The organism is Pseudomonas sp. OE 28.3 (assembly GCF_014268205.2).
GTDB lineage: Bacteria > Pseudomonadota > Gammaproteobacteria > Pseudomonadales > Pseudomonadaceae > Aquipseudomonas > Aquipseudomonas edaphica.
In genome coordinates, this window is record NZ_CP077082.1 from 1894203 (window position 1) to 1920838 (window position 26636).

Annotated in this window: 30 protein-coding genes; 16 read left to right on the forward strand and 14 right to left on the reverse strand. The window is 61.3% G+C overall.

Features of this window, described 5'->3' with window-relative positions:
* Window positions 1-23: 23 nt before the first annotated feature.
* Window positions 24-176: a hypothetical protein gene (locus tag HU759_RS08555; protein ID WP_157786503.1), complete on the forward strand. Its 153-nt coding sequence runs from the start codon at window positions 24-26 to the stop codon at window positions 174-176.
* Between the two features lie 125 nt (window positions 177-301).
* Here HU759_RS08555 and HU759_RS08560 read toward each other — a convergent pair whose 3' ends face one another.
* The gene (locus HU759_RS08560; protein WP_017137361.1) at window positions 302-694 is read right to left on the reverse strand and encodes a VOC family protein; all 393 of its coding nucleotides are present in this window, start codon (window positions 692-694) and stop codon (window positions 302-304) included.
* 31 nt (window positions 695-725) lie between these two features.
* Window positions 726-905: a hypothetical protein gene (locus HU759_RS08565; protein WP_017137362.1), complete on the reverse strand. Its 180-nt coding sequence runs from the start codon at window positions 903-905 to the stop codon at window positions 726-728.
* A 129-nt stretch (window positions 906-1034) separates the two neighbouring features.
* Here HU759_RS08565 and HU759_RS08570 point away from each other — a divergent pair, with 129 nt between their 5' ends.
* The 3 genes from HU759_RS08570 to HU759_RS08580 all read left to right on the forward strand — a co-directional run bounded on the left by HU759_RS08570 (window position 1035) and on the right by HU759_RS08580 (window position 3614).
* Window positions 1035-1970, forward strand: coding sequence for a LysR substrate-binding domain-containing protein (locus HU759_RS08570; RefSeq protein WP_017137363.1), 936 nt, complete (start codon window positions 1035-1037; stop codon window positions 1968-1970).
* Window positions 1971-1995: 25 nt separating this feature from the next.
* The gene (locus tag HU759_RS08575; protein WP_017137364.1) at window positions 1996-3183 is read left to right on the forward strand and encodes a low temperature requirement protein A; all 1188 of its coding nucleotides are present in this window, start codon (window positions 1996-1998) and stop codon (window positions 3181-3183) included.
* A gap of 68 nt (window positions 3184-3251) precedes the next feature.
* Window positions 3252-3614, forward strand: a complete 363-nt coding sequence (locus tag HU759_RS08580; RefSeq protein ID WP_017137365.1) for a 5-carboxymethyl-2-hydroxymuconate Delta-isomerase — start codon at window positions 3252-3254, stop codon at window positions 3612-3614.
* Between the two features lie 3 nt (window positions 3615-3617).
* Here HU759_RS08580 and HU759_RS08585 read toward each other — a convergent pair whose 3' ends face one another.
* From HU759_RS08585 to HU759_RS08595, 3 genes are all read right to left on the reverse strand, one after another.
* Window positions 3618-4553, reverse strand: coding sequence for a LysR family transcriptional regulator (locus HU759_RS08585; RefSeq protein ID WP_170040563.1), 936 nt, complete (start codon window positions 4551-4553; stop codon window positions 3618-3620).
* Window positions 4554-4764: 211 nt separating this feature from the next.
* The gene (locus HU759_RS08590; protein ID WP_186617482.1) at window positions 4765-6207 is read right to left on the reverse strand and encodes an aldehyde dehydrogenase family protein; all 1443 of its coding nucleotides are present in this window, start codon (window positions 6205-6207) and stop codon (window positions 4765-4767) included.
* A complete protein-coding gene (locus HU759_RS08595; protein ID WP_186617484.1) occupies window positions 6204-7829 on the reverse strand; it encodes a 5-guanidino-2-oxopentanoate decarboxylase in 1626 nt (541 codons plus the stop codon). The genes HU759_RS08590 and HU759_RS08595 overlap by 4 nt, the downstream gene beginning before the upstream one ends.
* Before the next feature lie 111 nt (window positions 7830-7940).
* Between HU759_RS08595 and HU759_RS08600 the strand changes: the two genes are divergently transcribed.
* The gene (locus tag HU759_RS08600) at window positions 7941-8813 is read left to right on the forward strand and encodes a LysR substrate-binding domain-containing protein (protein WP_186617486.1); all 873 of its coding nucleotides are present in this window, start codon (window positions 7941-7943) and stop codon (window positions 8811-8813) included.
* A gap of 234 nt (window positions 8814-9047) precedes the next feature.
* Here the strand turns inward: HU759_RS08600 and HU759_RS08605 are convergent, their stop codons facing one another.
* Both HU759_RS08605 and HU759_RS08610 read right to left on the reverse strand, forming a co-directional pair.
* A complete protein-coding gene (locus HU759_RS08605; protein ID WP_017137370.1) occupies window positions 9048-9662 on the reverse strand; it encodes an NAD(P)-dependent oxidoreductase in 615 nt (204 codons plus the stop codon).
* Between the two features lie 33 nt (window positions 9663-9695).
* Complete coding sequence (locus HU759_RS08610; protein ID WP_170040560.1) at window positions 9696-10562, reverse strand: MBL fold metallo-hydrolase; 867 nt, start codon at window positions 10560-10562, stop codon at window positions 9696-9698.
* Window positions 10563-10666: 104 nt separating this feature from the next.
* Between HU759_RS08610 and HU759_RS08615 the strand changes: the two genes are divergently transcribed.
* Together HU759_RS08615 and HU759_RS08620 are read left to right on the forward strand one after the other, a co-directional pair.
* On the forward strand, window positions 10667-11572 hold the full coding sequence (locus HU759_RS08615) for a LysR family transcriptional regulator (protein ID WP_170040559.1): 906 nt from the start codon (window positions 10667-10669) through the stop codon (window positions 11570-11572).
* A 99-nt stretch (window positions 11573-11671) separates the two neighbouring features.
* The gene (locus tag HU759_RS08620) at window positions 11672-11848 is read left to right on the forward strand and encodes a hypothetical protein (protein WP_017137373.1); all 177 of its coding nucleotides are present in this window, start codon (window positions 11672-11674) and stop codon (window positions 11846-11848) included.
* Between the two features lie 59 nt (window positions 11849-11907).
* Here HU759_RS08620 and HU759_RS08625 read toward each other — a convergent pair whose 3' ends face one another.
* Window positions 11908-12783: a helix-turn-helix domain-containing protein gene (locus HU759_RS08625; protein WP_017137374.1), complete on the reverse strand. Its 876-nt coding sequence runs from the start codon at window positions 12781-12783 to the stop codon at window positions 11908-11910.
* A 190-nt stretch (window positions 12784-12973) separates the two neighbouring features.
* Here HU759_RS08625 and pobA point away from each other — a divergent pair, with 190 nt between their 5' ends.
* A complete protein-coding gene (gene pobA / locus HU759_RS08630) occupies window positions 12974-14158 on the forward strand; it encodes a 4-hydroxybenzoate 3-monooxygenase (protein WP_186618449.1) in 1185 nt (394 codons plus the stop codon).
* 67 nt (window positions 14159-14225) lie between these two features.
* Entirely contained in the window at window positions 14226-15743 is a 1518-nt protein-coding gene (locus HU759_RS08635; RefSeq protein ID WP_169985528.1) for an MDR family MFS transporter, read from the forward strand.
* Between the two features lie 71 nt (window positions 15744-15814).
* On the opposite strand, the gene HU759_RS08640 is transcribed toward HU759_RS08635, so the two are convergent.
* Both HU759_RS08640 and HU759_RS08645 read right to left on the reverse strand, forming a co-directional pair.
* Window positions 15815-16651 (reverse strand): cache domain-containing protein, encoded by an 837-nt coding sequence (locus HU759_RS08640; protein ID WP_017137378.1) that lies wholly within the window; start codon window positions 16649-16651, stop codon window positions 15815-15817.
* Between the two features lie 50 nt (window positions 16652-16701).
* On the reverse strand, window positions 16702-17466 hold the full coding sequence (locus HU759_RS08645; RefSeq protein WP_186618444.1) for a transporter substrate-binding domain-containing protein: 765 nt from the start codon (window positions 17464-17466) through the stop codon (window positions 16702-16704).
* 333 nt (window positions 17467-17799) lie between these two features.
* Between HU759_RS08645 and HU759_RS08650 the strand changes: the two genes are divergently transcribed.
* From HU759_RS08650 to HU759_RS08670, 5 genes are all read left to right on the forward strand, one after another.
* On the forward strand, window positions 17800-19170 hold the full coding sequence (locus HU759_RS08650) for a glutamine synthetase family protein (RefSeq protein ID WP_186618446.1): 1371 nt from the start codon (window positions 17800-17802) through the stop codon (window positions 19168-19170).
* A gap of 240 nt (window positions 19171-19410) precedes the next feature.
* A complete protein-coding gene (locus HU759_RS08655) occupies window positions 19411-20010 on the forward strand; it encodes a class I SAM-dependent methyltransferase (protein WP_017137381.1) in 600 nt (199 codons plus the stop codon).
* A 122-nt stretch (window positions 20011-20132) separates the two neighbouring features.
* The gene (gene rnd, locus HU759_RS08660) at window positions 20133-21266 is read left to right on the forward strand and encodes a ribonuclease D (protein WP_017137382.1); all 1134 of its coding nucleotides are present in this window, start codon (window positions 20133-20135) and stop codon (window positions 21264-21266) included.
* Window positions 21263-21556: a YcgL domain-containing protein gene (locus HU759_RS08665; RefSeq protein WP_017137383.1), complete on the forward strand. Its 294-nt coding sequence runs from the start codon at window positions 21263-21265 to the stop codon at window positions 21554-21556. Before rnd ends, HU759_RS08665 begins: the two co-directional genes overlap by 4 nt.
* Before the next feature lie 108 nt (window positions 21557-21664).
* A complete protein-coding gene (locus HU759_RS08670) occupies window positions 21665-22597 on the forward strand; it encodes a D-2-hydroxyacid dehydrogenase (RefSeq protein WP_017137384.1) in 933 nt (310 codons plus the stop codon).
* A gap of 152 nt (window positions 22598-22749) precedes the next feature.
* Here HU759_RS08670 and HU759_RS08675 read toward each other — a convergent pair whose 3' ends face one another.
* On the reverse strand, window positions 22750-23334 hold the full coding sequence (locus HU759_RS08675) for a nitroreductase family protein (RefSeq protein WP_186618448.1): 585 nt from the start codon (window positions 23332-23334) through the stop codon (window positions 22750-22752).
* A gap of 153 nt (window positions 23335-23487) precedes the next feature.
* Here HU759_RS08675 and HU759_RS08680 point away from each other — a divergent pair, with 153 nt between their 5' ends.
* Window positions 23488-23937, forward strand: coding sequence for a YcgN family cysteine cluster protein (locus HU759_RS08680; protein WP_017137386.1), 450 nt, complete (start codon window positions 23488-23490; stop codon window positions 23935-23937).
* Between the two features lie 13 nt (window positions 23938-23950).
* Entirely contained in the window at window positions 23951-25171 is a 1221-nt protein-coding gene (locus tag HU759_RS08685; protein WP_099548660.1) for a hypothetical protein, read from the forward strand.
* A gap of 47 nt (window positions 25172-25218) precedes the next feature.
* On the opposite strand, the gene HU759_RS08690 is transcribed toward HU759_RS08685, so the two are convergent.
* The 3 genes from HU759_RS08690 to HU759_RS08700 form a co-directional block, all read right to left on the reverse strand.
* Window positions 25219-25560 (reverse strand): DUF2892 domain-containing protein, encoded by a 342-nt coding sequence (locus HU759_RS08690; protein ID WP_017137388.1) that lies wholly within the window; start codon window positions 25558-25560, stop codon window positions 25219-25221.
* Window positions 25561-25627: 67 nt separating this feature from the next.
* A complete protein-coding gene (locus HU759_RS08695; protein ID WP_003189607.1) occupies window positions 25628-26095 on the reverse strand; it encodes an RNA methyltransferase in 468 nt (155 codons plus the stop codon).
* Between the two features lie 162 nt (window positions 26096-26257).
* On the reverse strand, window positions 26258-26632 hold the full coding sequence (locus HU759_RS08700) for a YajD family HNH nuclease (protein ID WP_003210675.1): 375 nt from the start codon (window positions 26630-26632) through the stop codon (window positions 26258-26260).
* Window positions 26633-26636: the final 4 nt, after the last annotated feature.

Consider the following 26636-nt stretch of genomic DNA (forward strand, 5'->3'; position numbering starts at 1 on the left):
GACCAATTTCTTATGGAAGGGAGGTGCGTATGGGTGACGAGCACAAACGTCAGGACGAGCCGGAGCACGAGCAGGCCCGGCGGCAACGCGAAGAAGACAAGCCGCAGACCTGGAAACATCCGGACGACGGCACCGAGCTGTCCGAGCGCGATCAGGAGCGACCGCTCAAGCCGTGAATTCCAAGGCGATGATGATCAAACTGTGGGAGCTGGCTTGCCTGCGATGGCGGCGGGTCAGTCTCTACATCTGTGCCTGACACACCGCTATCGCAGGCAAGCCAGCTCCCACAATGTTTCTGTGTTCAGCCCACTATCGGCGTACACAACTCCACCAGCGTGCCATCCGGGCAGCGCACATAAGACACCACTTGCCCCCAGGGCTTGGTGCTCGGTGGCGACAGCTCCTTCGCACCGTGTAACAGCGCCTTGGCATGGGCGACGAATACATCCTCGGTGACAAACCCCACCTCCATCCCCAGCGGTTTTCGGGAGGCGTGCGCCTCGACGTGCCCGCCGTCGAAGTTCATTTCGCCCAGTTCATGCGCGGCAAACGACAGCGTGGTGTCCCCCGTTTCCAGCTCGCCATAAGTGCCGGATTCATGCAAAAACCGGCGACTGAACCCAAAGGCTGCTTCAAAGAATGCCAGTGACGCGGCAACGTCGGGCACATAGATAATGGTGTAGGCGAATTTCAAGATAGGCAGTCCTTGCAGAAAAAGTGACAGTTCATGAAGCCAATACTGAGATAGGAAAACCCCACGCCAGCACCCAATAGGCCACTGCCGCGGCCAGGCATAAGCCAATAAACACCCGCGTCAGTGTCCTGACGGTAGGGTTGGCAATGAACCGGACGACCCAGAGGCAGAGCCCGGCGACGACCATGGCCAAGGCAATAATGACCAGCACGATGGCGTTCCTTTGACCTTCAAGCGCTGATTTATAGTCCCAAAGGCGCCGGATGAACAGTGTTCACATAGACGCAGCCCCGCGGGCTTTCTAAACTGCGGCTTGTCTTGGGGAAAGGGGCAGGCGCCGATGAATCGCAATGAATTACGCAAGGCCGACATCAACCTGATGGTGGTCTTCGAAGCACTGATGCTCGAGCGCAATGTGACGCGGGTGGCAGAGAAGCTGTTTCTCGGCCAGCCGACCATCAGTTCGGCGCTCAACCGCTTGCGCACCTTGTTCAACGACCCACTGTTTATTCGCGTCGGTCACCGCATGGAGCCCACCGCGCGGGCCGAGGAGATCATCCAGCACCTGTCGCCGGCCCTGGACTCTTTGTCGTCGGCCTTGAGCCTGACCCACGATTTCGACCCGACCCAAAGCACTATGACCTTCCGCATCGGCCTGTCCGATGACGTCGAGTTCGGCCTGCTGCCGCCGCTGCTGCGGGCCTTGCGCCAGGAAGCGCCGTTGGTGGTGTTCGTGGTGCAACACGTCGATTACTGGCGCATCCCCGACCTGCTGGCTTCCGGCGATATCACCGTGGGCATCACCCAGACCCGCGGCCTGCCGGCCAATGCCAAGCGCAAGTTGTTACGGCATATTCGCCCCTGCCTGTTGCGCGCCGACGCCTCGGACACACCGCTGACCCTCGACGAATATTGCGCCCGTCCCCATGTGCTGGTCTCTCACACCGCCAACGTGTCGGGGTTTGCCGACGAGTGGCTGGCCGAGATTGGTCGCAAGCGCCACGTGGTGCTGTCCGTACCTCAGTACAGCGCATTGCCGGCGTTGCTCGCCGGCACCGACATGATCGCCAGCCTGCCGGATTACACCGCCCATGCCATGGCCGCCGGCGGCAACCTGTTTTGCGAGCCGTTCCCGTTCGAAACCCCGACCCTGGACCTGTCCATGGTCTGGCTCAGCCACGTCGACACGGACCCTGCCGAGCGCTGGATGCGTTCACGGCTGGAAGCGTTCATGAGTGAACGTGACAGGCTGCCGGTAATCGCGGAAAAATCTTGAGATAAGCCTTCAGGGAGATCCACCGATGACTTCATCCCGTTCTTTGCTGCGTGGGCGCGGCAGTCATGACAGCGGCAAGGTGGGCATGGTCGAGCTGTTTTTCGACCTGGTGTTCGTGTTCGCCGTGACCCAGTTGTCCCACTCGCTGCTGGCCCACCTGAGCCTCGGCGGCGCGGTGCAGGTGGCGCTGATGATGGTCGCGGTGTGGTGGGTGTGGATCTTCACCTCGTGGATCACCAACTGGCTGGACCCGGAAAAAATCCCTATCCGCATCGGCCTGTTCGGCTTGATGGTCGCCGGCCTGTTGCTGTCTTCATCAATCCCCAAAGCCTTTACCGATCGCGGCCTGTTGTTCGCCGGCGCTTACGTCTTCATGCAGGTGGGCCGCACGCTGTTTGCGTTGTGGGCCGTTCGCGGCGAGTCGCTGAACATGACCCGCAACTTCCAGCGGATCCTGGCGTGGATGCTGTGTTCCGGGGTGTTCTGGCTCACCGGCGGCCTGCTCGAAGGCGAGCAACGCCTGGCTTTCTGGGCGCTGGCGCTGCTGATAGAACTGATATCGCCGTCGGTGTATTTCTGGGTGCCAGGGCTTGGGCGCTCGACCCTGGCGGACTGGAATGTCGAAGGCAACCACATGGCCGAGCGTTGCGGCCTGTTTGTGATTATCGCCCTGGGTGAATCCTTGCTGGTGACCGGCGCCACGTTCGCCGAGTTGCCGTGGAGCGTCGAAGGCCTGGGTGCTTTCCTGGTGGCCGTGGTGGGCAGTATTGCGCTGTGGTGGATCTATTTCGACAGCGGCGCCGAGCGCGCCCATCACCGGATTGCCAGCTCCGCCGACCCCGGCCGCCAGGCGCGTATCGCCTACACCTATCTGCATGTGCTGATCGTCGCCGGGATCATCGTCAGCGCGGTGGCCGACGAACTGGTACTGGTGCATCCAGGGCATGCCAGCCAGGCGGGCGTGCTGGCGATGATTGCCGGGCCGTTTTTGTTTTTGCTCGGCAGTGCGTTGTTCAAGTGGGTGATGAGTGACCGACCGTTGCCACCGCTCTCGCACCTGGGCGGGCTGCTGATGTTGCTGGTGCTGTTGCCGCTGGGGTTGCAGCATATGTTTTCGGCGCTGGCGCTGGGCGCGTTGACCACGGCGGTGTTGGTGATCGTGGCGTTCTGGGAAAATCGTTCGCTGCGGGGGCTGACCGAAGTTTCACATTGAAATCGGTCTGCCTTCGTTCAACTGCATGCTATATGTAGGTTTCTTTTCAAGCCCACTCGGAGCTTTTCATGCCGCACCTGCACCTGGAATACACCGCCAACCTGACCGGCCTTGCCGTCGAGAAAACCCTGCTGCGCCTGAACAACGTGCTGATGGCGTCCGGGCAGTTCGGTTCCGAGTTCGATATCAAGAGCCGCGCAATCAAGGTCGAGAGTTTCCAGGTGGGCACTTCCCTCAGCCCGCGCGGTTTTATTGCGGTAAAGCTCTCGCTGCTCAGCGGGCGCTCACCGCAGGTCAAGCAGCAGTTGTCGGAAAGCTTGTTGGCGGCCCTGCATGACGCGGCTGAGTGGCCGGCCGATCTGCAGGTTCAACTCAGTGTGCAGTTGATGGACATGGATCGTGATTCCTACAGCAAAGTCGCTATCGGCTAAGGGTTACAACAAGCATTGATCGGCGCACACCTTGACGATCTGCTCGCGAAACCAGGTATTGGCGCTGTCCTGGCCACTGGTTTCATTCCACTGCATATCCAGGGTAAACCCCGGCAACCCGTTCGGCGCTTCGCAATGGCCGAACACGGTGGCCGGGGCCAGCAGCTTTTGCACGCGACGGGGCAGGGTGACGATAAAGTCGGTGCCACTGATCATCTTCAAGGCGGCACTGTAGCTGTTGGCACGGGCAATCACCTGGCGCTTGTGAGCCTGGCGTGCCAGCCAGCCGTCGATCATGTTGGTGTCGGAGGTCCAGGGCGCGGGGAACACGTGGCGCCGTTCGACAAACGATTGCAGGCTGAAGGCCGGCTCGCGCGGCGTGGCGCGTTTATCAAACACACACACTAAATCGTCTTCCAGCAGCATCTGGGTCTTGAAGTCTTTGTGGGCACGGTGAAGGTGCGGGCCGAAGCAAATCACCAGGTCGAGACGGCCTTCGCGCAGGTCCTCGGCAGGCAGCTCGGTTTCCAGCTTTTGCACATTGATGATCACCGGCAAGTCGGCTTGGTCGAAGTTCTTCAACAGGCGTGGCAGGATCAGTTGCTCGAAGTATTCCGGGGCACAGACATTGAAGGTCACCGCCTGCTGCGTCGGGTCGAAGGCCTGGCTGCCGGCATGGCACAGGTTGATGCTTTCAAGGATCTTCTGCACGTGTTCGTACATGGTTGTGGCCTTGTACGTCGGGCGCATGCCGGCCCGCGTATTGATAAACAGCTCATCCTCAAAACTGGTGCGCAGCTTCTTCAGGCTGTAGCTCACGGTTGACTGACTGACGAACAGCGTCTCGGACACCTCGGTAACGCTGCTCTGGTCATAGACGGCGATAAACACCATCAAGTCCTGCATATCAAGCTTTCTGAGCAAGTTACTGTTTAGCATCGGTTTCGTCCGTAAACCCTTTGTACCGAACTCAGTACAAGACTGGCAAAAGCTTAACGGAACGGTCGTACCAATAGAAAGCGCTGTAGGGCGTTTCTATGTTTGGTGTGGGACATAAAATGTTGGCAACACGACGTCAGTGAATATGTCGGCTGTAATGCTTTGGGTTCAAGCGTGTGACGATCATCAGCTCCCACAGGGGACCGTGGTGTCAGCTAGCGCGAATCACGTGCTTGATCTCCTGAAACGCCGCCAACCCCCAGGGCCCCAGTTCGCGGCCGATGCTGCTTTGTTTGTAACCGCCCCACGCCGTCTGCGGGAAGATCACCTGCGGTGCGTTGATCCACACCAGGCCCGCCTGCAAGGCATTGGCCACGCGTTCGGCGGCTTCGGCATTGGCGCTCACCACACTGGCGACCAGGCCGAAATCGCTGTCGTTAGCCAGGGCGATGGCCTCGGCTTCAGTGGTAAAACGTCGTACACACAGCACCGGGCCGAAGATCTCTTCATTCCACAAGGCGCTGCCTGATGGCACGTCGGTAAACACTGTCGGGCGAATGAAAAAGCCTTTTTCCAGATCAGCCGGGCGAGCGCCGCCGCACAACAAGCGCGCGCCTTGGTCGATACCACGCTGGATATGCCCCAGCACCCGCTGATACTGCGCACGGTTGATCAGCGCGCCCATCTCCACATCCTCGGCAAACGGGTCGGCCACGCGAATCCCTTCAGCCCGCGCCTGCAAACGCTGCAGGAATTCATCCGCCAGGTTGTCGGCTACCAGCACGCGACTGGTGGCCGAACAGATCTGCCCGGCATTGAAAAAACCACCGCCACAGGCCAGCTCCACTGCCAGGTCGAGGTCGGCATCGGCCAGCACCAGCAACGACGATTTGCCGCCCAGTTCCAGGCTCACACCCTTGATGGTTTCGGCGGCGCGCTGCATCACCTGCACGCCCACCGCATTGCTGCCGGTAAAGGAAATTTTCGCCACGCGACGGTCCGCAGCCAGCGGTGCACCGACCGCCAGCCCCGTGCCACACACCAGGTTAAACACACCCGCCGGGAAGCCTGCTTCGGCAATAATCCGCGCCAATTGCAACTCCGCCAGGGGCGTGACTTCCGACGGCTTAAGCACCACGCAGCAACCGGCCGCTAACGCGGGGGCAAGCTTCCAGGCGGTGGTCACCATCGGGAAGTTCCACGGCACGATCAAACCCACCACGCCACAGGGTTCGCGGCGCAGGCGTGCGCTGAAATCGTCGCTGGGCAATGCCACCTTGCAGTCTTGACCTGCGTCCATTGCGTCGCAGATGCCCGCGTAGTATTCGAAGGTGGCAATCACGTCATCCACATCAATAGCCGCTTCAAACAGCGGCTTGCCGTTGTTGCTCGACTGCAACTGCATCAGTTGTTCACGTTGCTCGCTCACACTTTGGGCGACCTTGCGCAACAGGGCGCCGCGATCACGGCCACTGCTTTTCGACCAGTCGACAAAAGCCGCGCTGGCCGCGTCGACCGCCAGTTCCACTGCTGAGGCATCGCCCACGCTGACATGGGCCAAGGTCGCTTCGGTAGCCGGGTTGATCACCTCCAGCACCGCATGGCCCGCCTGCCATTGGCCGTTGATAAACACACCGTTCAAGACTGCGCTCATACCGCCACTTCCTGCATCCAGAGCCCTTGGTTGATTTCAATCAGTGTCGGCCCCTGGCGATCCGCGGCGGTGCGCAACGCGCTGCGCAATTGCTCGACGCCCTGGATACTTTCTGCTGCGCAACCCAAGGCCTTGGCTACGCCGATAAAGTCCGGGGTGTAGATGTCCACACCGACCGGCTCGATGGCGCGGTTGAGCATGTATTTCTTGATCTCTTCATAGCCCTGGTTATTCCACAGCAGCACAATCACTGGCACCTGCGCCTCTACCGCGCTGGCCAGTTCCGGCAGGGAAAATTGCAGGCCGCCGTCGCCGATCAGGCACACCACCGGCTGGCCGTCACCTCGGCCCAGCCAGGCACCGACTGCAGCGGGCAGGGCGTAGCCCAAGGTGCCGTAGCCGGTGGAGGAGTTGAACCAGCGGCGTGGGTGGTCAAGGTTCAGGGTCAGGTTGCCGCTGTACACCGGCTGGGTGGAGTCGCCCACCAGCACGGCGTTGGGCAGCGCTTGCAGCACGGTGTTGAGGAACAGGGTTTGTGCGCGGGTGGCAGCGTCCCAGTTGGGCGCCAGTTCGGCCCACAAACGCGCGACTCGTTCAGCGCCCCAATCGCGGTTGCGGGCAGGCAATGGGGTTTTATCCAATTCGGCGAGCAAGGCGTCGGCGGCTATCTGTGCATCGGCTACCAGTGCCACGTGCGGCGGGTAGTTGCGTACAGTCTGGTCGGGGTCGATGTCGATACGCAGCAGTGCGCCGGGGATCTCGAAGCCGCCGGCGAAGGTCACGTCGTAGTCGGTTTCTGCCAGCTCTGTGCCGATGGCCAGCACTACGTCGGCTTCAGCGACCAGCGCACGGGTGGCGACCAGGGTTTGCGTCGAGCCGATCAGCAGCGGGTGGGTCGATGCCAGCATGCCTTTGGCATTGATGGTCAGCGCCACCGGCGCGCCGAGGATGTCGGCCAGGCGCGTCAGCTCTGGCGCGGCATCGATGGCACCGCCACCGGCCAGGATCAGCGGGCGTTTGGCCGCTGCGAGCAATTGGCTCATCTGCTTGACCGCCGACGGCGACGCACCGGCGCGGGCAACGCTGACCGGCTCGCTGCCCAGCAACGCGTCGGCATTCTCCACCAGCACATCCAGCGGGATTTCGATATGCACCGGGCGCGGTCGCCCCGCCTGGAACAACGCAAACGCCCGTGCCAGCACACCAGGCAACTCCGCCGCCGACATCAACGTGTGGGAGAACGCCGACACGCCGGCGATCATCGCGCTCTGGTTCGGCAGCTCATGCAGTTTGCCGCGCCCGCCGCCCAATTGGCTGCGCGACTGCACGCTGGAAATCACCAGCATCGGAATCGAGTCGGCGTAGGCCTGGCCCATGGCGGTGGTGATATTGGTCATGCCCGGGCCGGTGATGATGAAGCACACGCCGGGTTTGCCGCTGGTGCGTGCATACCCGTCGGCCATGAAGCCGGCGCCCTGTTCGTGGCGCGGGGTGACATGGCGGATGCCGGAATGCGCCAGGCCGCGATACAGCTCAACGGTGTGTACGCCGGGAATGCCGAACACCTGGTCCACGCCGTAGCTTTCCAGGAGGTTGACCAATACTTCGCCGCAGGTCGCCATACATGTCGCTCTTGTTATGGATTCGAGGCGCTATTGGAGCGGCTGGCCCGTAGCGGCAACAATCGATAAAAAGTCATACTAGCCATGTCCCCACGTCATGGCTCACGCACGATGAAACGCCTTCCGCCGCTGCCTGCGCTGCACACGTTTTGGGTCACTGCCCAGTGCTGCAACTTCACCCGCGCCGCCGAGCAACTGCACATCACCCAGGGCGCAGTGAGCCGCCAGATTGCCGGCCTGGAAAGCCATTTGGGTTACGCCCTGTTTCAGCGCCAGGCACGGGGCTTGAGCCTCACCGAAGAAGGCCGCGAGTGGTCACTGCGTGCGCAGCAAGTATTCGGCCTGATCGGTGACGCGGTGGAGCAGATCGGCAGCCGCCGCGCGACCCTGCAACTCAAGGCCTCCACCTGCGTGATGCGCTGGCTGCTGCCGCGCCTGTTGCAATGGCAGAAGGAGCGCCCGGATGTGCCGGTGGAACTCACCACCACCGTGGCCTATACCGTGGACTTTCGTCGTGAGCAATTTGATGCGGCGGTGATCTATGCACCCATCGCCGAGCAGTCGGCTGAGGCACGGCACCTGTTTGATGAGCAACTTACGCCAGTGTGCGCACCGGCGCTGCTCGGCGCTTTGGATACCCCGGCAGACTTGCAGCAACAAGTGCTGCTGCACCCCACGCGGGACGAGCGGGATTGGGCGTTGTGGTTAAAGGCGGCGAATACGCGGTTGAGCAACCTGGGTCAGGGGCATCATTTCGAAACGCTGGACCTGGCCATGACGGTGGCGTCACAAGGCTCAGGTGTGGCGATTGGCGACAGTGCGCTGATTGGTGAGGATGTGAAAGCCGGGCGGCTGGCGACGCCGTTTGAACTGCGGGTGCCGACGGGGATGGGCTATTACCTGGTGTACCCGCCGGGGATCGAGCCGTCGGCTGGGCTGCAAGCGTTGATGGCGTGGCTGGTGAGCGAGGCACACCAGTCTTAACACTGAGTATCCAACTGTGGGAACCGGGTTTGTGTGGGAGCTGGCTTGCCTGCGATGCGGGCAACTCGGTCTATCTGTTAAACCGAGCTGATGCCATCGCAGGCAAGCCAGCTCCCACACAAGCCAGCTCCCACACAAGCCAGCTCCCACACAAGCCAGCTCCCACACAAGCCAGCTCCCACACAAGCCAGCTCCCACACAAGCCAGCTCCCACACAAGCCAGTTCCCTCAGAGTCAGTAACCGACGGTGAAGCGTTGGCGCGAGTGCTTCGGCGATTCCACTTCGTCGATCAGGGCGATGGCAAAGTCAGCAAAACTGATCCAGCTACGGCCCTCGGCGCTCACCAGCAGATCGTCCTGGCCCAGACGGAATTTCCCGGTGCGCTCGGTTTCAACAAACTCCGCCGATGGCGACAGGAAGGTCCAATCCAGTTCTTTTTCCTGACGCAGCACGTCGAGAAACTCAGCCCCGGCGCTGGCTTCGGCTTTGTATTCAGCCGGGAAACCCTCGCTGTCGATCACTCGACTGCCACCTGGCAACAACAGCGAACCCGCACCGCCCACCACCAGCAGGCGTTTCACGCCGGCTTTTTTTACCGGGCCGATCACGGCGCTGGCGGGCAGGGTGGCGAAGTGCGCCGCACTGATCACCACGTCGTTGCCGCTCACTGCTTGCTGCAAGGCCGTTGCATCAAGGGCGTCGACCTTTTTAACGGTAAGGCCTGGGCGTGCGGCCAGCGTGTCGGTGTTACGCGCAATGGCAGTAACGGTATGCCCACGACGCAGCGCTTCTTCCAGCAGTTGGCTACCGGCACGGCCGGTGGCACCAATGATTGCAATCTTGCTCATGACGTTCTCCAGTACGTTAGGGTTTAAAACCAATCACCACTTCATTTCGCCCTTGGCGACTTTGGCACCCAGTTCCAGGCTGCTTTCGTCTTTAAGGTTCGGGTAACGCTTTTTCATCGCCGCGATCAGCGCAGTCGAATCCTTGGCCTTGGCGGTCTCGATATCGAAGGCCTTGATGTAGTCGCCGGTAAAGGCCACGGACTGCACGGTCGGTGTGCCCAGGTAGTGGCCAGGGATCACGGTGGCCGGTTTCAGGTCCTGGATACGTTGCAGGGTGGCCAGCCAGTCTGTGTGGGATTTGGCGGTTTGCGTGTCGGCCATCCACACGTGGGTGTTTTCAAACACCACGACGCCACCGACGACCGCCTTGATCGAGGGGATCCACACAAAGGTGCGCTCAGGTTGCGGACCGTCCAGGCCGATCACTTCCAGGCTTTTGCCTTCCAGCGTCAGGGTATGGCCCTGCAACACCTGCGGGATGATGGCTTTGCTTGGCTTGTCGTCGCCGAGTTTCGGGCTCCAGAACGCGATTTTTTGCTCGACGGTGGCCTTGATATGGTCCACCACCGGCTGGGTGGCCAGCACTTTGGCGTCGGGGAACGCGGCGGTCAGGGTGTCGAGGCCGAAGTAGAAGTCCGGGTCGCCGTCGCTGACGTAGATGGTGGTGAGGTGTTTGCCGCTGCTGCGGATTTTCTGCACCAGTTGCTCGGCTTGGGTCTTGCCGAACTGGGCGTTGACCAGGATGAGGTCTTTTTCACCGCTGACCAGTACCGAGCTGACCGGCATCATGGCCGAGGTGCCAGGGTTGTAGGCATCCAGCTTCAGGTCGGCAGCCGCAGCATGGGCAGCGAACGCCAGGGCGGCCGAAGCCAGGGCAAATCGTTTAAGTACCGAGATCATGTGCAGCTCCAGCAGCAGGTAAGTGATGCACAGAGCTTAGTTGCACCAAACACAACAAAAAATGCGATGCTTGGACATAGTTTGTTTCTAAAAGCGTGCAAATCATGGATCGTCTTCAAGCAATGCGGGTGTTTGTCACGGTAGTTGACCTGGGCAGCCAGTCCGCCGCCGCCGATCAGTTGGACCTGTCGCGGCCGGTGGTCTCGCGCTATCTGGCTGAACTTGAGGATTGGGTCGGTGCGCGCTTGATGCATCGCACCACGCGCAAGCTCAGCCTCACCGCCGCCGGCAGTGAAACGCTGCCGCGCTGCCGGCAAATGCTGGAGCTGTGCAGTGACATGCAGGCGGCCGTCAGTGAGCCGGATGAAGCGCCGCGTGGCCAGTTGCGCCTGAGTGTCAGCAGCTCATTCGGCCAGGCGCAGTTGGCGGATGCCGTGGCCGAATTCGTCAAGCGCTTCCCGTTGGTCAGCATCGACCTGCAGATGCTCGACCGCACGGTAAACCTGGTGGATGAGCGTATCGACCTGGCCATCCGCACCAGCTTTGAGCTGGACCCCAACCTGATCGCGCGCAAGCTCACGCTGTGTCGCTCGGTGATCTGCGCGTCACCGGCGTACCTGCTGGAACACCCGCAGCCTCGGCAAGTCCACGACTTGGCGGAGCACAACTGCCTGACGCATTCTTACTTCGGCAAAAGCCTGTGGCACTTCACCGAGAACGGCGAAGCAGTCTCGGTGGCGGTGCAGGGCAATATCACCGCCAACGAGGCCACGACCTTGCTGCGGGTGACGCTGGCGGGCGCCGGGGTGGCGCGGCTGCCCAGTTATCAGGCGGGGGACTACATCCGCAGTGGCGAATTGATCCGGCTGCTGCCCGAGGCTGAGCCGCAGCAAATGAACGTCTACGCCGTGTATGCCTCGCGTAAACACATGCCGTTGGCGTTGCGCAGCCTGCTGGATTTTCTGGTGCTGCGGTTCCCGGAAGAGCCGGTGTGGGATATCGGTCTGTAAAGCCGACATAAAGATGTTGAATGACGCCCAATAATGGCAACTCGCCCTGACTGACCTATGCTTTAAACAGCACCGAGTCGATCTATTCAGAGGTGTGCCATGACCCTAAAAATTAGAAAGTACCTGATGATTTTCATCCTGTGCGCGTTGGCTACCGCGCTGTACGGCACAGCCGCCTATCGGGTTGAACAGACCCGTATGCAGCCGACCTTTGCGATCAGTTGCCATCAGGATCTGTGTGTGCCGCGTACCGGTAGTTTCAGCGCGCTCAGGTAGGCTGTGATCGTTCCCACGCTCCGCGTGGTAATGCAGCCCAGGACGCTCCGCGTCCCGCGTCAATCGGCCTTCAGTTGCTCGCGAAACGCCTTGGGCGAAAACCCCACCCGGCGGCGGAACAGCCGGGAGAAGTTGGTCGGGTCGGAAAACCCCAACACCTCCGACATCTCATTGATGGTCATGCTGGTGTAGGTCAGCAAGCGCTTGGCTTCCAGCAACTGGCGGTCATGCATGATCTGCAAAGCAGGCTGGCCACCCAATTCCCTGCACGTACCGTTCAGGTGTGAGACCGAGATACCCAGCTTGTGCGCCAGGTCTTCAATCTTCGGGTGTTCGCGGTAATGCTGCTCGACCAACTGCGTAAAGCGCCGAAAATATTCACGCCCACGCGGCGCGCGCGGATGGCGGCGCTGGATCGCCTGGCGGCTGATCCACACCAGCAGCACGCTGACCAGGGCATGCATCATCATGTCGCGGGCCGGTTGTTCATCGGCGTACTCATCCTGCAGTCGGGCGAACAGGCTGTTGAGGTAATCGCTGTCCTTGCCGGCGGGGTAATTGCCCAGGGCCTGCAAACCGTCCACCGTCGCGCCCAACTGTGTCTGCAAATGGCTGACCAGTGGCGCGGCCAGCGTCAGGATAAAACCTTCCACATCTTCAGAAAACCGAAACCCGTGTACACACAACGGCGGCAGCACCTGCAAGGTGGCTTCGCTGAGGGTAGTACGCTGGCCTTCGATTTCCAGCTGCGCCTGGCCTCTGTGTACGTACAGCAACTGGCACAGGTCCGCGTGCCGGTGGGGTTGGATTTCCCACTGGTATTCCCGGCTCCGTCGGGAAATGGTTTCACAGTGCAACAAATCCGGAGTCGGCCATTGCTGACTTTCTCCGTAAAGCTTGAAGACCGGAATCGCGGTACTGGCAGTTTTGGTCATGGTTTCAATCCGATACTCAGGATAGTGGTGCGGTAATCGCCCCAATTGGCAAAAAGCGCAGGCTTTGTCTCAGTTTTCACCTTCTTATGGCGGCCACTCAAGTGAAAAATGATCAGCAACAGGATGAATGACAACTCTTTCACCCTATCCGTTCGGGTGAAGCTTGCGAGCCATAAAAATAATGAAAACGCTGAAAACCCAAGTCGCCATTATTGGCGCCGGTCCCTCCGGATTGCTGCTCGGCCAACTGCTGCATAACGCTGGTATCCAGACCCTGATTCTAGAGCGCCAGAGCGCCGACTACGTGCAAGGCCGCATCCGCGCCGGTGTGCTGGAACAAGGCATGGTCGACCTGCTGCGCGAGGCCGGCGTCAGCCGACGCATGGACGCCGAAGGCCTGGTGCATGATGGCTTTGAGCTGGCGCTCAATGGCCAACTGACCCATATCGACCTCAAAGGCTTGACCGGCGGTCAGTCGGTGATGATCTACGGCCAGACCGAAGTCACCCGCGACCTGATGGCCGCCCGCGAGGCTGCCGGGGCTGTGACCCTGTACGAAGCGCGCGACGTGCAGCCCCATGACCTTAAAACTGATCGGCCCTGGCTCACCTTCGAACATGCCGGCGAAACCTATCGCCTGGACTGCGACTACATCGCCGGGTGCGACGGTTTCCACGGGGTGGCGCGCCAGGCGATTCCGCCTGAGGCGTTGCAGGTGTTCGAGCGCGTCTATCCGTTCGGCTGGCTGGGCATCCTCGCCGATACACCGCCGGTGCATGACGAGCTGGTGTATGCCAAACATTCGCGTGGCTTTGCGTTGTGCAGCATGCGTTCGCCGACCCGCAGCCGCTATTACCTGCAGGTGCCGGTCGATGAGCCTCTGGATGATTGGTCGGATGAGCGTTTCTGGGCCGAGCTGAAAACCCGCCTGCCCAGCCAGTTGGCCGAGCAACTGGTCACCGGGCCGTCAATCGAAAAAAGCATCGCGCCGCTGCGCAGCTTTGTGGTGGAGCCGATGCAGTACGGGCGCCTGTTCTTGCTCGGTGACGCCGCGCATATCGTGCCGCCCACCGGCGCCAAAGGCTTGAACCTGGCGGCCAGTGATGTGAGCACGCTGTTTCGGATCATGCTCAGGGTGTACCGCGAGGGCCGCGTGGACCTGCTGGAAAAATACTCGGCCATCTGCCTGCGCCGGGTGTGGAAGGCCGAGCGGTTTTCCTGGTGGATGACCTCGATGTTGCACCAGTTCCCGGACGCCGACGGCTTCAGCCAGCGAATTGCCGAGAGCGAGCTTGAGTATTTCATCCATTCGCAGGCGGGGCGCAAAACCATCGCAGAAAATTACGTCGGACTTCCTTACGAAGCTATCGAGTAGCCTGCTATCGTATCCAGCATTCCCGCAGGCTCTTCCTTGCCTGCGGGCCTTGCTCGAAGGTTCTGCCGTGACCAGCCTCAACCAACCCGCTCAGCCCGTTCCTGCCGTTCGCAGTGTGCTCGCCGCCTTGATGCTGGCGATTTTCCTCGGCGCCCTGGACCAGACCATTGTCGCCGTGTCCATGCCGGCGATTTCCGCGCAGTTTCACGATGTAAACCTGCTGGCCTGGGTGATCTCCGGCTACATGGTGGCGATGACCGTGGCCGTACCGATCTACGGCAAGCTCGGCGACCTGTACGGGCGCCGGCCGATGATGTTGATCGGCATGGGTGTGTTCACCCTGGCCTCGCTGTTTTGCGGCATGGCGCAAAGCATGGAGCAGTTGGTGCTGGCGCGGATTCTCCAGGGCATCGGTGCCGGCGGGATGATCTCGGTCAGCCAGGCGATCATTGGCGACATCATCGCGCCCCGTGAGCGTGGGCGTTACCAGGGCTATTTCAGCAGCATGTACGCGGTGGCCAGTGTGGCCGGGCCAGTGCTGGGCGGCTACATGACCGAATACCTGTCGTGGCGTTGGGTGTTTTTGATCAACCTGCCGCTGGGCGCCGGCGCCTGGTATGTGGCGCACCGCACACTGGTAGGGCTGCCGGTGCCGCAGCGCAAGCCGATTATCGATTACCTCGGCACCGTGCTGATGATCATCGGCCTGACCGCCTTGCTGCTGGGCATCACCGAAATCGGCCAGGGCCATCATTGGCGTGACGAGCAAGTACTGGGGCTGTTGGCCTGCGCGTTGGTGGCCTTGACGGTGTTCGTGTGGCACGAACGCCGGGCGCGCGAGCCATTGTTGCCGATGCACCTGTTCGCCAATCGCAGCGCGGTGCTGTGCTGGTGCACGATTTTCTTCACCAGCTTCCAGGCGATTTCCCTGACGGTGTTGATGCCGTTGCGTTATCAGACGGTGACCGGCTCGGGGGCCGACAGCGCCGCCTTGCACTTGCTGCCATTGGCCATGGGCTTGCCGATGGGGGCCTATTTCGCCGGGCGCATGACCTCGGTGACCGGGCGTTATAAACCGATGATCCTCACCGGCGCATGCTTGAGCCCGCTGGCGATTCTCGGCATGGCCTACAGCGCGCCGCAGGCGGTGGAGCTTACGGCGGTGTTTATGCTGCTGTGCGGGATTGCGGCGGGGATGCAGTTTCCGACGTCCCTGGTGGGTACACAGAACTCGGTGGAGCAGCGCGACATTGGCGTGGCCACCAGCACGACTAACCTGTTCCGCTCGTTGGGCGGGGCGGTCGGTGTGGCGTGCATGTCAGCACTGCTGTTGGCGTTGTTGCAGGATTCCAGCTTTGCGCATTTGGCCAGCGGCGCGCTGGGGGCTGAAGGCAGTTCCGGCAACGTGTTGCTCGACGGCCTCAACGCCGCGCCGGGGCCTGCGCAGGATGCCTTGCGCGGGGAGCTGGCGGTGACATTCCGGCATTTGCTGATGGTGAGTGCGGCGGTGTCGTTGCTGGGGTTGGCGGCGGCCATTGCGATGCCCAATCGTGTGCTGCGTGGGCGTGAAGACAAAGCACGTTAACTGACACAACGATGATCAAACTGTGGGAGCAGGCAAGCCAGCTCCCACAATGGATTGCATTCCAACTCAGATCAGGGGCTGTAGTACCCAACCGCCACCATAAAATGCCCGGCCTTGCGCACGTACGCATGCTTGTTCTCAACCTTGTCGGTCACCGGGTTCTTCCAGCGGTACTTGTATTCCCCCTGATCCTGCTCGGCCATCAGCTTCAGAATGGGTTCACCCACCGGCTTGCCATCCGGGTCTTTGATCTTGCGAAAGTCGGTATTGACCAGTCGCAAGTTGGTGCCATGCGCCACATACCGCCCGGTGTTCAGATCGACCACAAACACATACAAATCATCCTGCAGAAACCCGCCCTGCAATGAGTTGATCGCCTTGAGCGTGCCTGCCTCATCCTTGACCAGCGCCTTCACAGCCTTGTTGCGCAACGCTCGGGCCTGTTCCGGTGTGGCCCGTGGCAGGTAGTAACCCACCGCCAGGATGCGTTCACCCACGCGCTGATAAAACACGTGCTTGTGCTCAACCTTGCCGTCGTTCCAGTTCTGCCAGCGGTAGTCGGCTTGTTGGATGCCCTGGCCTTCGGGCACGGTCAGCGCCTGTTTGAACGAAGCTTGCAGGTCTGGCCCGAGCACCTCGGACACATCACGGCCGATCAATGCGGAGGAAGGCCCGCCGCTGGCTAACAACACGCCCTTGGTGTCGACCACGAACACATAGCGGTCATGGTCGATAAACTCACCCTGGCGGCTGAACGCGGCGAAGGCTTTGTCGCCGTTGCTTTGGAAGTAAGTCACAGCCTTTTCCAGTAGAGCCTTGGCGGCCCGAGCGTCCTCATCCTGAGTGGTCGCGTGCACCTGGCTGAACCCCAACAGCAGCAGGCAGGTGAGTCGGAGCAATCCCTTCATTACCGATCCCTCGTTATGGTTGATGTGAGCACAGCGTAGACGGCTCCTGCTCAGGGCGCCGCCAGCCACTGATTGACGATGCCTTCATACACCCCGGTGGCCATGCTCAGGTGCAGCCACTGGTCGACGTAGCTTTTCCACGCCACATCATCGCGGGGCAGCAGGAAGGCCTTTTCGCTGTATTGCATCTGCCGCTCGGGGTTGACCGCACACAGCCCAGGTTTCTGTTTTTGCTGGAAGCGCGCTTCGCTGGCGTCGGTGATCATCACGTCGGCTTTGCCCGCCAGCAGTTCGTCGAAAATCGTCACGTTGTCATGCAGGCGGATTTGCGCCTTGGCCAGGTGGGCGCGGGCAAACACCTCGTTGGTGCCGCCCGCCGGCTCGATCACACGCACCTGCGGCTGGTTGATCTGCTCGACGCTCTGGTAGCGCTGTACATCGGCGCAGCGCACCAGCGGGATCTTGCCATCGACGCCGAGAGGCTGGCTGAAGAAGGCTTTTTTCTGGCGTTCCAACGACACCGAAATACCGCCCACCGCGATGTCGCAGCGCTGGGCGAGGAAGTCCGGCATCAGGGTTTTCCAGGTAGTGGGCACCCATTTGATGTTGGCGTTGAGGCTCTTGGCCAGGGACTCGACCATGGCGATATCAATGCCTTCGTAGCGCCCGTCGGCTCGCAGCGAGGTGTAGGGCTTGTAGTCGCCGGTGGTGCAGACGGTGAGGGTGCCGTTTTGCAGCACCTCGTCCAGGCGTGAATCGGCCAGGGCGTGGGTGGCCACGCTTGCCAGTAAACAGAAGGCCAGGGGAGCTTTCATGCGGTCAAATCCTTGGGGCATGCTCGGGTCGCCATTATTTCCAGCTATGCGCAGGGATGGCAATTGTTTAGCCAGGCTGCAACCAAACTCCGTCAACCCTGAATTGAACAACCTTTGTGGGCGTGTGACGCTGCCGGGCATCTACCTCACTGTGAATCTCGCATGGACGGCTCCCCTGACACTCACCTCGCGACACTGCCGTCCGCGCTGGCCTTCTGGGCCTTGTTCCACTGCCGACACGCGCGCCCACCGGATACCTTTCTCTTACGTTGATTTGCCCCATGAATGACGCGCACCTGTGCGCCTGCCTGACGCAAACGTATGAGAGTTCCCATGAGTGTTTTTGCCAGCCTGCAAGAAGCCCAGTCTTTTCTTGAACAGCACTCGGACATCGAAATGTTCGAGCTGTTTATCCTCGACAACAACGGCGTGCCACGCGGCAAGTTGCTGCACCGCGATGAGCTGCTGGCGGTGTATGAAAGTGGCCGCCCGTTGCCCAGCACCATCCTGGGCCTGACGATTAACGGCGACGACGTGGAAAACTCCGGGCTGGTGTGGGAAGTCGGCGATATCGACTGCCGCGCCTACCCGGTCAGCGGCAGCTTGCAGCGTATGCCGTGGCGCCTGATCCCCACAGCCGCCGTGCAAGTCAGCATGCACCCCACCGAAGGCTTGCCGGCCACCGTGGCTGACCCTCGGCATTTGCTGGCCAAGGTGATCGACGACCTCAAGGCCGACGGTTATTACCCGGTGATGGCGGCGGAGTTGGAGTTTTACCTGCTCGACCAGAAACCCGACAGCAACGGCCGCCCACAACCGGTACGGGATGTGGACGGCAATCGCCCGCGCTCGACCCAGGTGTACGGCCTGCGTGAGCTGGAGCAAATCGAGCCGTTCCTGGCCGACCTCTACAGCGCTTGCAAGCTGCAAGGCATTCCGGCGCGCACGGCGATTTCCGAGTATGCGCCGGGCCAGGTGGAAATCACCCTGGAACATCGCGCGGATGCCCTGCAAGCCATGGACGAAGCGGTGCGCTACAAGCGTCTGGTCAAGGGCGTGGCGCATAAGCACGCAATGACCGCCTGCTTTATGGCCAAGCCGTTCGATGACCTGGCGGGCACCGGCATGCACATGCATGTGAGCCTGGCGGATGCCCAGGGCAATAACCTGTTCGCCAGCGAGGCCGCCGATGGCACGCCGCTGCTGCGCCAGGCGGTGGGCGGCATGCTCAGCACCTTGCTCGATTCGCTGCTGATGTTTTGCCCGAATGCCAACTCTTATCGGCGCTTCCAGACCAACAGCTATGCGCCGCTGGCGGCCACCTGGGGCGTGGATAACCGCACCGTCAGCCTGCGCGTGCCGGGCGGGCCTGCCTATTCCCGGCATATCGAACACCGGATTTGCGGGGCCGACGCCAATCCTTACCTGGCGGCTGCCGCCATCCTGGCGGGTATTCACCGAGGCATTCGCGAACAGCGCGACCCCGGTGCGCCGGTGGAAGGTAACGGATACGCCCAGGCCAAGGAGTTGCTGCCCACTGACTGGCTGACCACCTTGCGTGCGCTGGAGGGTTCAAGCTGGGCGCGGGAGGCGTTTGGCAGTGAGTTTCTCGGCGTCTATTTGGCGGTGAAGCGTGAGGAATATCGTCAGTTCATGGGGGAGGTGGGCGAGCAGGATTGGCGCTGGTATCTGCATCAGGCGTGATCCGCTGGCAGCAGATTTGGATACACCGAAGAGCTGCTTTTCTGTGGGCGCTGGCTTGCCTGCGAAGGCATCAACTCGGTGTACCCGATGTACCGAGGTGCCAGCATCGCAGGCAAGCCAGCTCCCACAGTCGAACGTCGGTGTTTTACAGGCGTCACGGTTTCAACCTTTTTTTCACGTTGCAGTGGTTAAGCTGCGGATCAAGGTCGTTCACCACCGTTCCACCCACATGAGCCCGCGATGTCGCCACAACCTCCATCCTCTATCGAGATCGAATTCACCGAGCGCTGTGACCGCGAGCATGCGCAGGTCTGCGGCGACACGCGTCCGCCCGCGCTGCTCAAGCGTCTGGCGGCCTGGCGCGATGAACGGCTGGTGCGCCAAGCGTTGAAAGTGGCCGGTGAGCCTGGGTTGATCCTCGACCTGGCGTGTGGCTCCGGCCGGTTTTGGCCCGTGTTGGCCGAACACGTCAACCGGGTGATCCTGGCATCCGACAACTCCCAGGACATGCTCGACCATGCGCGCACCCATCACCCGGCGGCGTTGCTCAAGCGGGTCAAAACGTTCCAGGGTTCGGCGTTTTCCATCGGTCTGTCGGCCAACGCCGTGGACTGCATTTTCTGCCTGGAACTGTTTCGTCATGTGCCCAGCAGCGACGTACGCATGGCGCTGTTGCGCGAATTCCACCGTGTCAGTCGCGACACAGTGATTGTCGCGGTGAGCTCGCGCACACCGGTGGAGGACGAATTCCGCCAGGCCGGTTTCAAGGTCCTCCATCAGCAGGAGTTCCTGCCGGGCTCCAAGCTGTGGCGTGTCTACGTCTTGCGTAAGAGAGGCTAAGTCCCGCCTGTCGGACTATTCTTCCTCTCTTGTCAGAGTTTTCATGATGGTGTGTGCACTGCGGATGCTCGCAAGTCCCTTTCGCGATATATACTGCGCGCCATTCTTCAAGGGAGAGCCGTGTGGCCATCGATATTCACTGGATCTGCGACAACGATAGCCTCGGCCAGCATTGCGCCGAATGGCAGCAGTTGCCATTCGTCGCCCTCGACACCGAATTCATGCGGGTCGACACCTTTTATCCCATTGCCGGGCTGATCCAGATCGGTGATGGCGTTCGCGCTTACCTGATCGACCCCCTGACCATCGATAACTGGCAACCCTTGGCCGCCTTGCTGGAGAACCCGGCGGTGATCAAGGTGGTGCACGCCTGCAGCGAAGACCTGGAAGTGTTGTTGCGCCTGACCGGCAGCCTGCCGGTGCCGTTGTTCGACACTCAATTGGCAGCGGCTTACCTGAACCTCGGTTTCTCCATGGGCTACTCGCGCCTGGTGCAGGCTGTACTCGACATCGAGCTGCCAAAGGGCGAAACCCGCTCGGACTGGCTGCAGCGGCCGTTGTCCGAGACCCAGGTGAGCTACGCCGCCGAAGACGCGGTGCACCTGGCCGAAGTCTATGTGCGCTTGCGCCCGCAGCTGTCGGATGACAAATATGCCTGGGTACTGGAAGACGGCGCCGAACTGGTGGCCAACCTGCGCCGCGAAGTCGACCCGTATGAGGTGTACCGTGACGCCAAGCTGGCGTGGAAACTCTCGCGTGCCCAGCTCGCCGTATTGCGTGAGCTGTGCGCCTGGCGCGAGCAGCAGGCCCGTGCCCGTGACCTGCCGCGCAACCGCATCATTCGCGAACACTCATTGTGGCCCTTGGCCAAATCCCAGCCGGATAACCTCGCTGCGCTGGGCAAGATCGAAGACATGCACCCGCGCACTGTGCGTCAGGACGGCCAGTTTCTGCTGGACCTGATCAAGCGCGCCGGCAGCGTGTCGATGGACCAGTGGCCGCCCGCCGTGGCTGAGCCGCTGCCGGTGGACGCTGCTGTGCTGATCAAGCAACTGCGCGCCCTGGGCCAGGCCGAGGCCGAGCGCCTGGAGATGGCGCCGGAACTGATGCTGCGCAAGAAAACCCTCGAAGCCCTGGTCAAGAGCGGCTACCCCGATGGGCCTTATACATTGCCAGACTCGCTGCGTGGCTGGCGCCGCGAGTTGATGGGCCAGGCGCTGCTCGACAGCCTGGCCACTGCCGGAGAACAGCCTTGAAACGTATTTGCTCCATTTATCGCAGCTTGAAAAAAGACGGGATGTACCTCTACGTGCTCAAAAGCGATGCGCTGGAGCGTGTGCCGGAACCCTTGATGACTGCCTTCGGCAAAGCCCATCTTGCATTCGAGATGATACTCACGCCGGAGCGCAAGTTGTCGCGCGAGGACATTACCGTGGTCCTGGAAAACCTCGACAAGCAGGGCTACCACCTGCAAATGCCACCGGCCGAGGACGAGTACATCGAGCACTTGCCCGAAGAGCTGCTGCGCCGCAACGACCCGATGTAACCGGTCAGTGCCCTGTCCCGGGCACATTCTTTTATGGACTCGTATTCGTTTGGCGGTGGCCGTAAGGAAGCGGGCGGCCGTCTGCACTGTTTTTGAAAGGTTTGAACCATGCGTGTTCTGATTGCTGAACAGGATCACCCGCTCTACGCCCAATTGCTGAGCGAAGCGGCCCCGGACCTTGAGGTGCTGACCAGCGGCGACTCGGCCGAACTGTCGCGCCTGGCCGCCGATTGCCCGGTTTGGCTGGGCCAGCCGGACCTGCTCGCCACCTTGCTGCGCCAGGGCCATAAGCCGCAATGGTTGCAATCGACCTGGGCGGGTATTACGCCACTGCTGGCCGATGGCTTGCCGCGCGACTATCGCCTGACCCGCGCGGTCGGCATCTTTGGCCAGGTCATGGCCGAGTTCGTGCTCACCTATATGCTCGGCCATGAGCGCGAAGTGCTGGCGCGACTGGTCAGCCAGGTCGAGCGCAAGTGGGACAACCGCATGGGCCAAAGCCTGGCGGGGCGCAAGGTGCTGGTGGTTGGCACCGGCGATATCGGCCAGAGCGTTGCTGATTTTTTGCTGCCGTTTGGCGTCAAGCTCTACGGGATTGCCAGCAGCGCGCGGGAACAGGCACCGTTTATCGAAGTGGCCGGGTTGGACCAACTGAGCCGGCTGGTGGGCGAGGTGGACTACGTGATCAACCTGCTGCCGAACACGCCTGATACCCATGATCTGTACAACGCGGCGCTGTTCAAGCAATTCAAGCCGACGGGGTTGTTTATCAACGTCGGGCGCGGCGTGGCGGTGGTCGATGCCGATTTGGTCGAGGCGCTTAAAGAGGGGCACTTGGCCGGTGCGGTGATCGACGTGTGCCGTCAGGAGCCTTTGCCGCAACGCCATCCGTTCTGGACCGCCTGGGGCTTGCTGTTAACCGGGCACAGTTCCGCGCCGACGTCGCCGGGGATGATGGTGGAATTGTTTGTGCAGAATCTAAGGGCTTATCAGGCCAAGGACGCGTTGCGCGGGGAAGTCAGCTTCGAAAGGGGCTATTAAACGTGTGAGCTGGGCTTATGTGGGAGCTGGCTTGCCTGCGATAGCATCACCTCGGTCTACCTGATTCACCGAGGTGCCTTCATCGCAGGCAAGCCAGCTCCCACACAAACCAGCTCCCACACAAGCCCGCACATATTGGATCTATGCAAGGCTTACAGGCTGAAATTACCCTCGGACACCAGTTCGCTCAGCGGCCGACGCGGGCTTGGCGCTTCACGACCTTGCAGGTACTCCGGCAAGCTCGACTTGTCCCCCAGCTTGCCCACGGCCACAGCCGCGTGCAGGGCATAACCTTCTGGAATCTTCAGCTCTTTGCGGGTCAGCTCCTGATCGAAACCGGCCATGCCGTGGGTGTGCCAGCCACTGAGGCTGGCTTGCAGCGCCAGGTGGCCCCATGCCGAACCGGTGTCGAAGGTGTGCCACAGCGCCGGGGTTTCTTCGCTGGCGCCGGGGGCGGTAAAGTTGGTTTTTGAAGCGATGATCACCAGGGCTGACGCGTGTTGCGCCCAACCACGGTTGAATTCATTGAGCAACCCCAGGAAACGCTCCCAGTTCGGCGTGTCGCGGCGCGCGTAGAGAAAGCGCCATGGCTGCGAGTTGTAGGCCGACGGCGCCCAGCGTGCGGCTTCGAAGAAGCTCAGCAGCGTCTCCTGCGGGATGCTTTCGCCGGTAAAGGCGCGGGGCGACCAACGTTCGGTGAACTGGGTGTGGATCGGGTAATCGGCAACGCGTGTCATGGGCAGTTCCTGATCGTCAATTCGGCCTTCAAAGCTACTGCGCGCCCACTAGACTGACAAGTGTTGTTACACCGCCAGTCGTAAGCGCTTGGCCCCAGGCGCCTTGGGCACTAGACTGGCGGCCTTTTCACCTTCCGATACTGATGTAGAGCCATGGCCGCCAAAGTCGAACCTTTCTGGATACGCAAAACCCTTGAACACCTCGACCAGGAGGAGTGGGAGTCGTTGTGCGACGGCTGTGGCCTGTGCTGCCTGCAAAAGCTTGAGGATGAAGAAGACAACAGCGTCTATTACACGCGCATCGCCTGCAAATTGCTCGACCTGAAAACCTGTCAGTGCAGCGACTACACCAACCGCCGCGCCTCGGTGCCCGATTGCATCCAGCTCACGCCGGGCCAGGCCGACCAGTTCAAATGGCTGCCGCCGACCTGCGGCTACCGCCTGGTCAGCGAACGCAAGGACTTGCCGCTGTGGCATCACCTGGTGTGTGGCGACCGCGATGCTGTGCACCATGAACGCATTTCCCAGTCCGGGCGCATGCTCGCCGAAGGCAGCGTGCCCGAAGATGACTGGGAGGATTACCTGATCTTCCGCGCAGGCTGAAAAAGGAGTGTGTATGAGGGTGGCAACCCGGCTGGCGGCATCCTTGGTGCTGCTGGCACTGAGCCTGCCTGCGTGGTGCGCGAAGAAAGTCGACCTCGATTATCACGTCAAGCTGCTGCCCCAGAGTGATCAGGCCGAGGTCCGCGTGAGCCTGTCCCAGGGCTCGGCTGTGCGCAGCCTGAACTTCGACCTGGGCCGTGACGGCGACTACAGTGACTTCAAGGCCGACGGCCAATGGCAGGTCACCGGCAGCCGTGGCCTGTGGCAACCCAGCGCCGACAAAGCCAGCCTGACTTACCGCGTGCGCCTCGCCCATGCGCGCAAGGCGGGCGTGTATGAGGCGCGGATGACGCCGAGCTGGGCGCTGTTTCGCGGCGAAGAGCTGGTGCCGGTTGCGCGGCTGGACCAGCAGGACGGTACCGAGTTGGTGTCGCGCCTGATGTTTGAATTGCCGGCCGGCTGGAAGAGCGTCGAAACCGCCTGGCCGCGTATCGGCAAGCACAAATTCCGTATCGACAATGTGTCCCGCCTGTTCGACCGGCCTACCGGCTGGATGCTCGCTGGCAGCCTCGGCAGTCGTCGCGTGCGCCTGGGTGAAACTGACGTCACCGTGGCCTCGCCCAAGGGTCAGGCCATGCGCCGGATGGACGTGCTGACGCTGCTGACGTTCGTCTGGCCGCAAGTCGAAGCCGCACTGCCACGCCATCCTGCCAAGCTGTTGATCGTCGGCGCCAGCGACCCGATGCGCCGTGGCGCTTTCTCATCGCGCGATTCGATCTACCTCAACAGCCGCACGCCGCTGATCAGCGAAAACGGCAGCAGCCCGTTGCTGCGCGAAGTGGTGCAAGCCATTGGCCGTTTTAACGACCACGATACCAGTGACTGGATCAGCGAAGGGTTGGGCGAGTATTACGCCATTGAACTGCTGCGGCGTGCCGGCGGCATTACCGATGAGCGGTATGCGGCGATACAGACGCGGTTGGCCAAGGAAGGCAAGGGCGTGATCAGCCTGCGCGGCAATCAAGTCAACGCTGCGACCGTGGCGCGGGCGGTGCTGGTGTTGCAGGAGCTGGACCGCGAGATCCGCGTAAAGACCCACAACAAACGTTCGCTGGATGATCTGGCGCAGGCGGTGATGCGGGCGAACAGTGTTAATACGGCGCAGTTTGTGCAGTTGGCTGAAAGTGTGATCGGCGAGTCGTCGGTGGTGCTGGACAACAAATTATTGCGTTGACCCAAAACAACTGTGGGAGCTCCCACAGTTGATTGGGGTTGGCCGGGCTATTTAGTGGCTTTCTCTGCCGCCACTTCAGCCTTGGTCTTCAAGTTCTTCAACTCTTCGCCCGCGCGTTCGATCTTGGTGCGCACACTGTTCATTTCCTGGCGGCCTTGCTCCAGCTTGTCCTTGAGCGAGCTGTGCCCGGTCACGCCGCGCACCAGCGCCACGCCACCAATCGCCACCTGGATCAGCCCGAAGATGCCGCCACGGCGCAGGCCTTTGCCGACCATCATCACACCGCCGGCCACCGAAAGAATGCGTTCCGACCCGTGTACGTTTTGCTCGCTTTTGGGGGCTGGCTGCAGGTGTTCGATGATAGGTCGCAGGGTTTTGCTGTCGCTCATGGTTTGTCTCCAACAAAGGCAAGTGTAAGTAGCTGACTGTTTGCAGGCGCCGGATGTTCCCAAAATATCAGTACTTGGGGCCTGAGCGGGTGTTGTTGCCCTTGGCCAGACGGTCGTACAGCACCACATTGACGGTGGCGGCAAGGTTCATGCAGCCGGTGGTCGGGATGTACACCACGTCTTCACACCAGTCGCGGATCTCTTTGTCCAGCGAGCCGTCTTCGGGGCCGAAGATGTACAGCGCGCGGTCCGGGTGCGTGTATTCGGGCAGAGGGCGGGCGCCTTCCACCAGCTCCACGGCGACCGGGATACAGCCCAGCGGCAGGATCTTTTTCAGGTCATCGATGCCGATCAACGGAATGTCGTGGTGGACCTTCTTGGTGTCGGTGATGAAGTCCCGGGCGCGCTCGTAACGCACGCCGGTGTAAAACACCGAGGCCACGCCGTAGCAGCCGGCGGCGCGCATCACCGAGCCGACGTTTTCGGGGGATTTGGGGTTATACAGACCGATGCAGCTGTAGCGTTTATTGCCCACGGGGAAGGGTGCCTTGGAGGAAAACCGCGATTATACGGCCTTGGAGGCATGTGTTGCTTGGGCGATCGCTATCGCGGGCAAGCCCGGCTCCCACACTTGGAATGCATTCCCCTGTGGGAGCTGGCTTGCCTGCGATGAGGCCCGCACAGACAAAGAAGGGCTTCAGTCGTCCTTTTTCATCAACCCCGCCAACGCCGCAAACGGGTTGTGCGTCGCCTTGGCAATCGTCGGGCTGCTGGTGGAGCCTTCGCCGAAATACTGCTGGTCGGTGTAGCGCGAGTGTTCGTTGTCGTGGCAGTACAGGCACAGCAACTCCCAGTTGGAACCGTCCTGGGGGTTGTCATCATGATTGTGGTTGCGATGGTGTACGGTCAGTTCGCTCAAGCGTTTGCCGGCAAACTCACGGGCACAGCGGCCGCACACGTGCGGGTACATCTTCAAGGCTTTGTCGCGGTAGCCCATTTCCCGGTCGCGCTGGGCATCGGCGAGGATGCGGTCCAGCTTGGCGGTGTGGGAGGGCGGGTTGGTCGAGCTCATCATG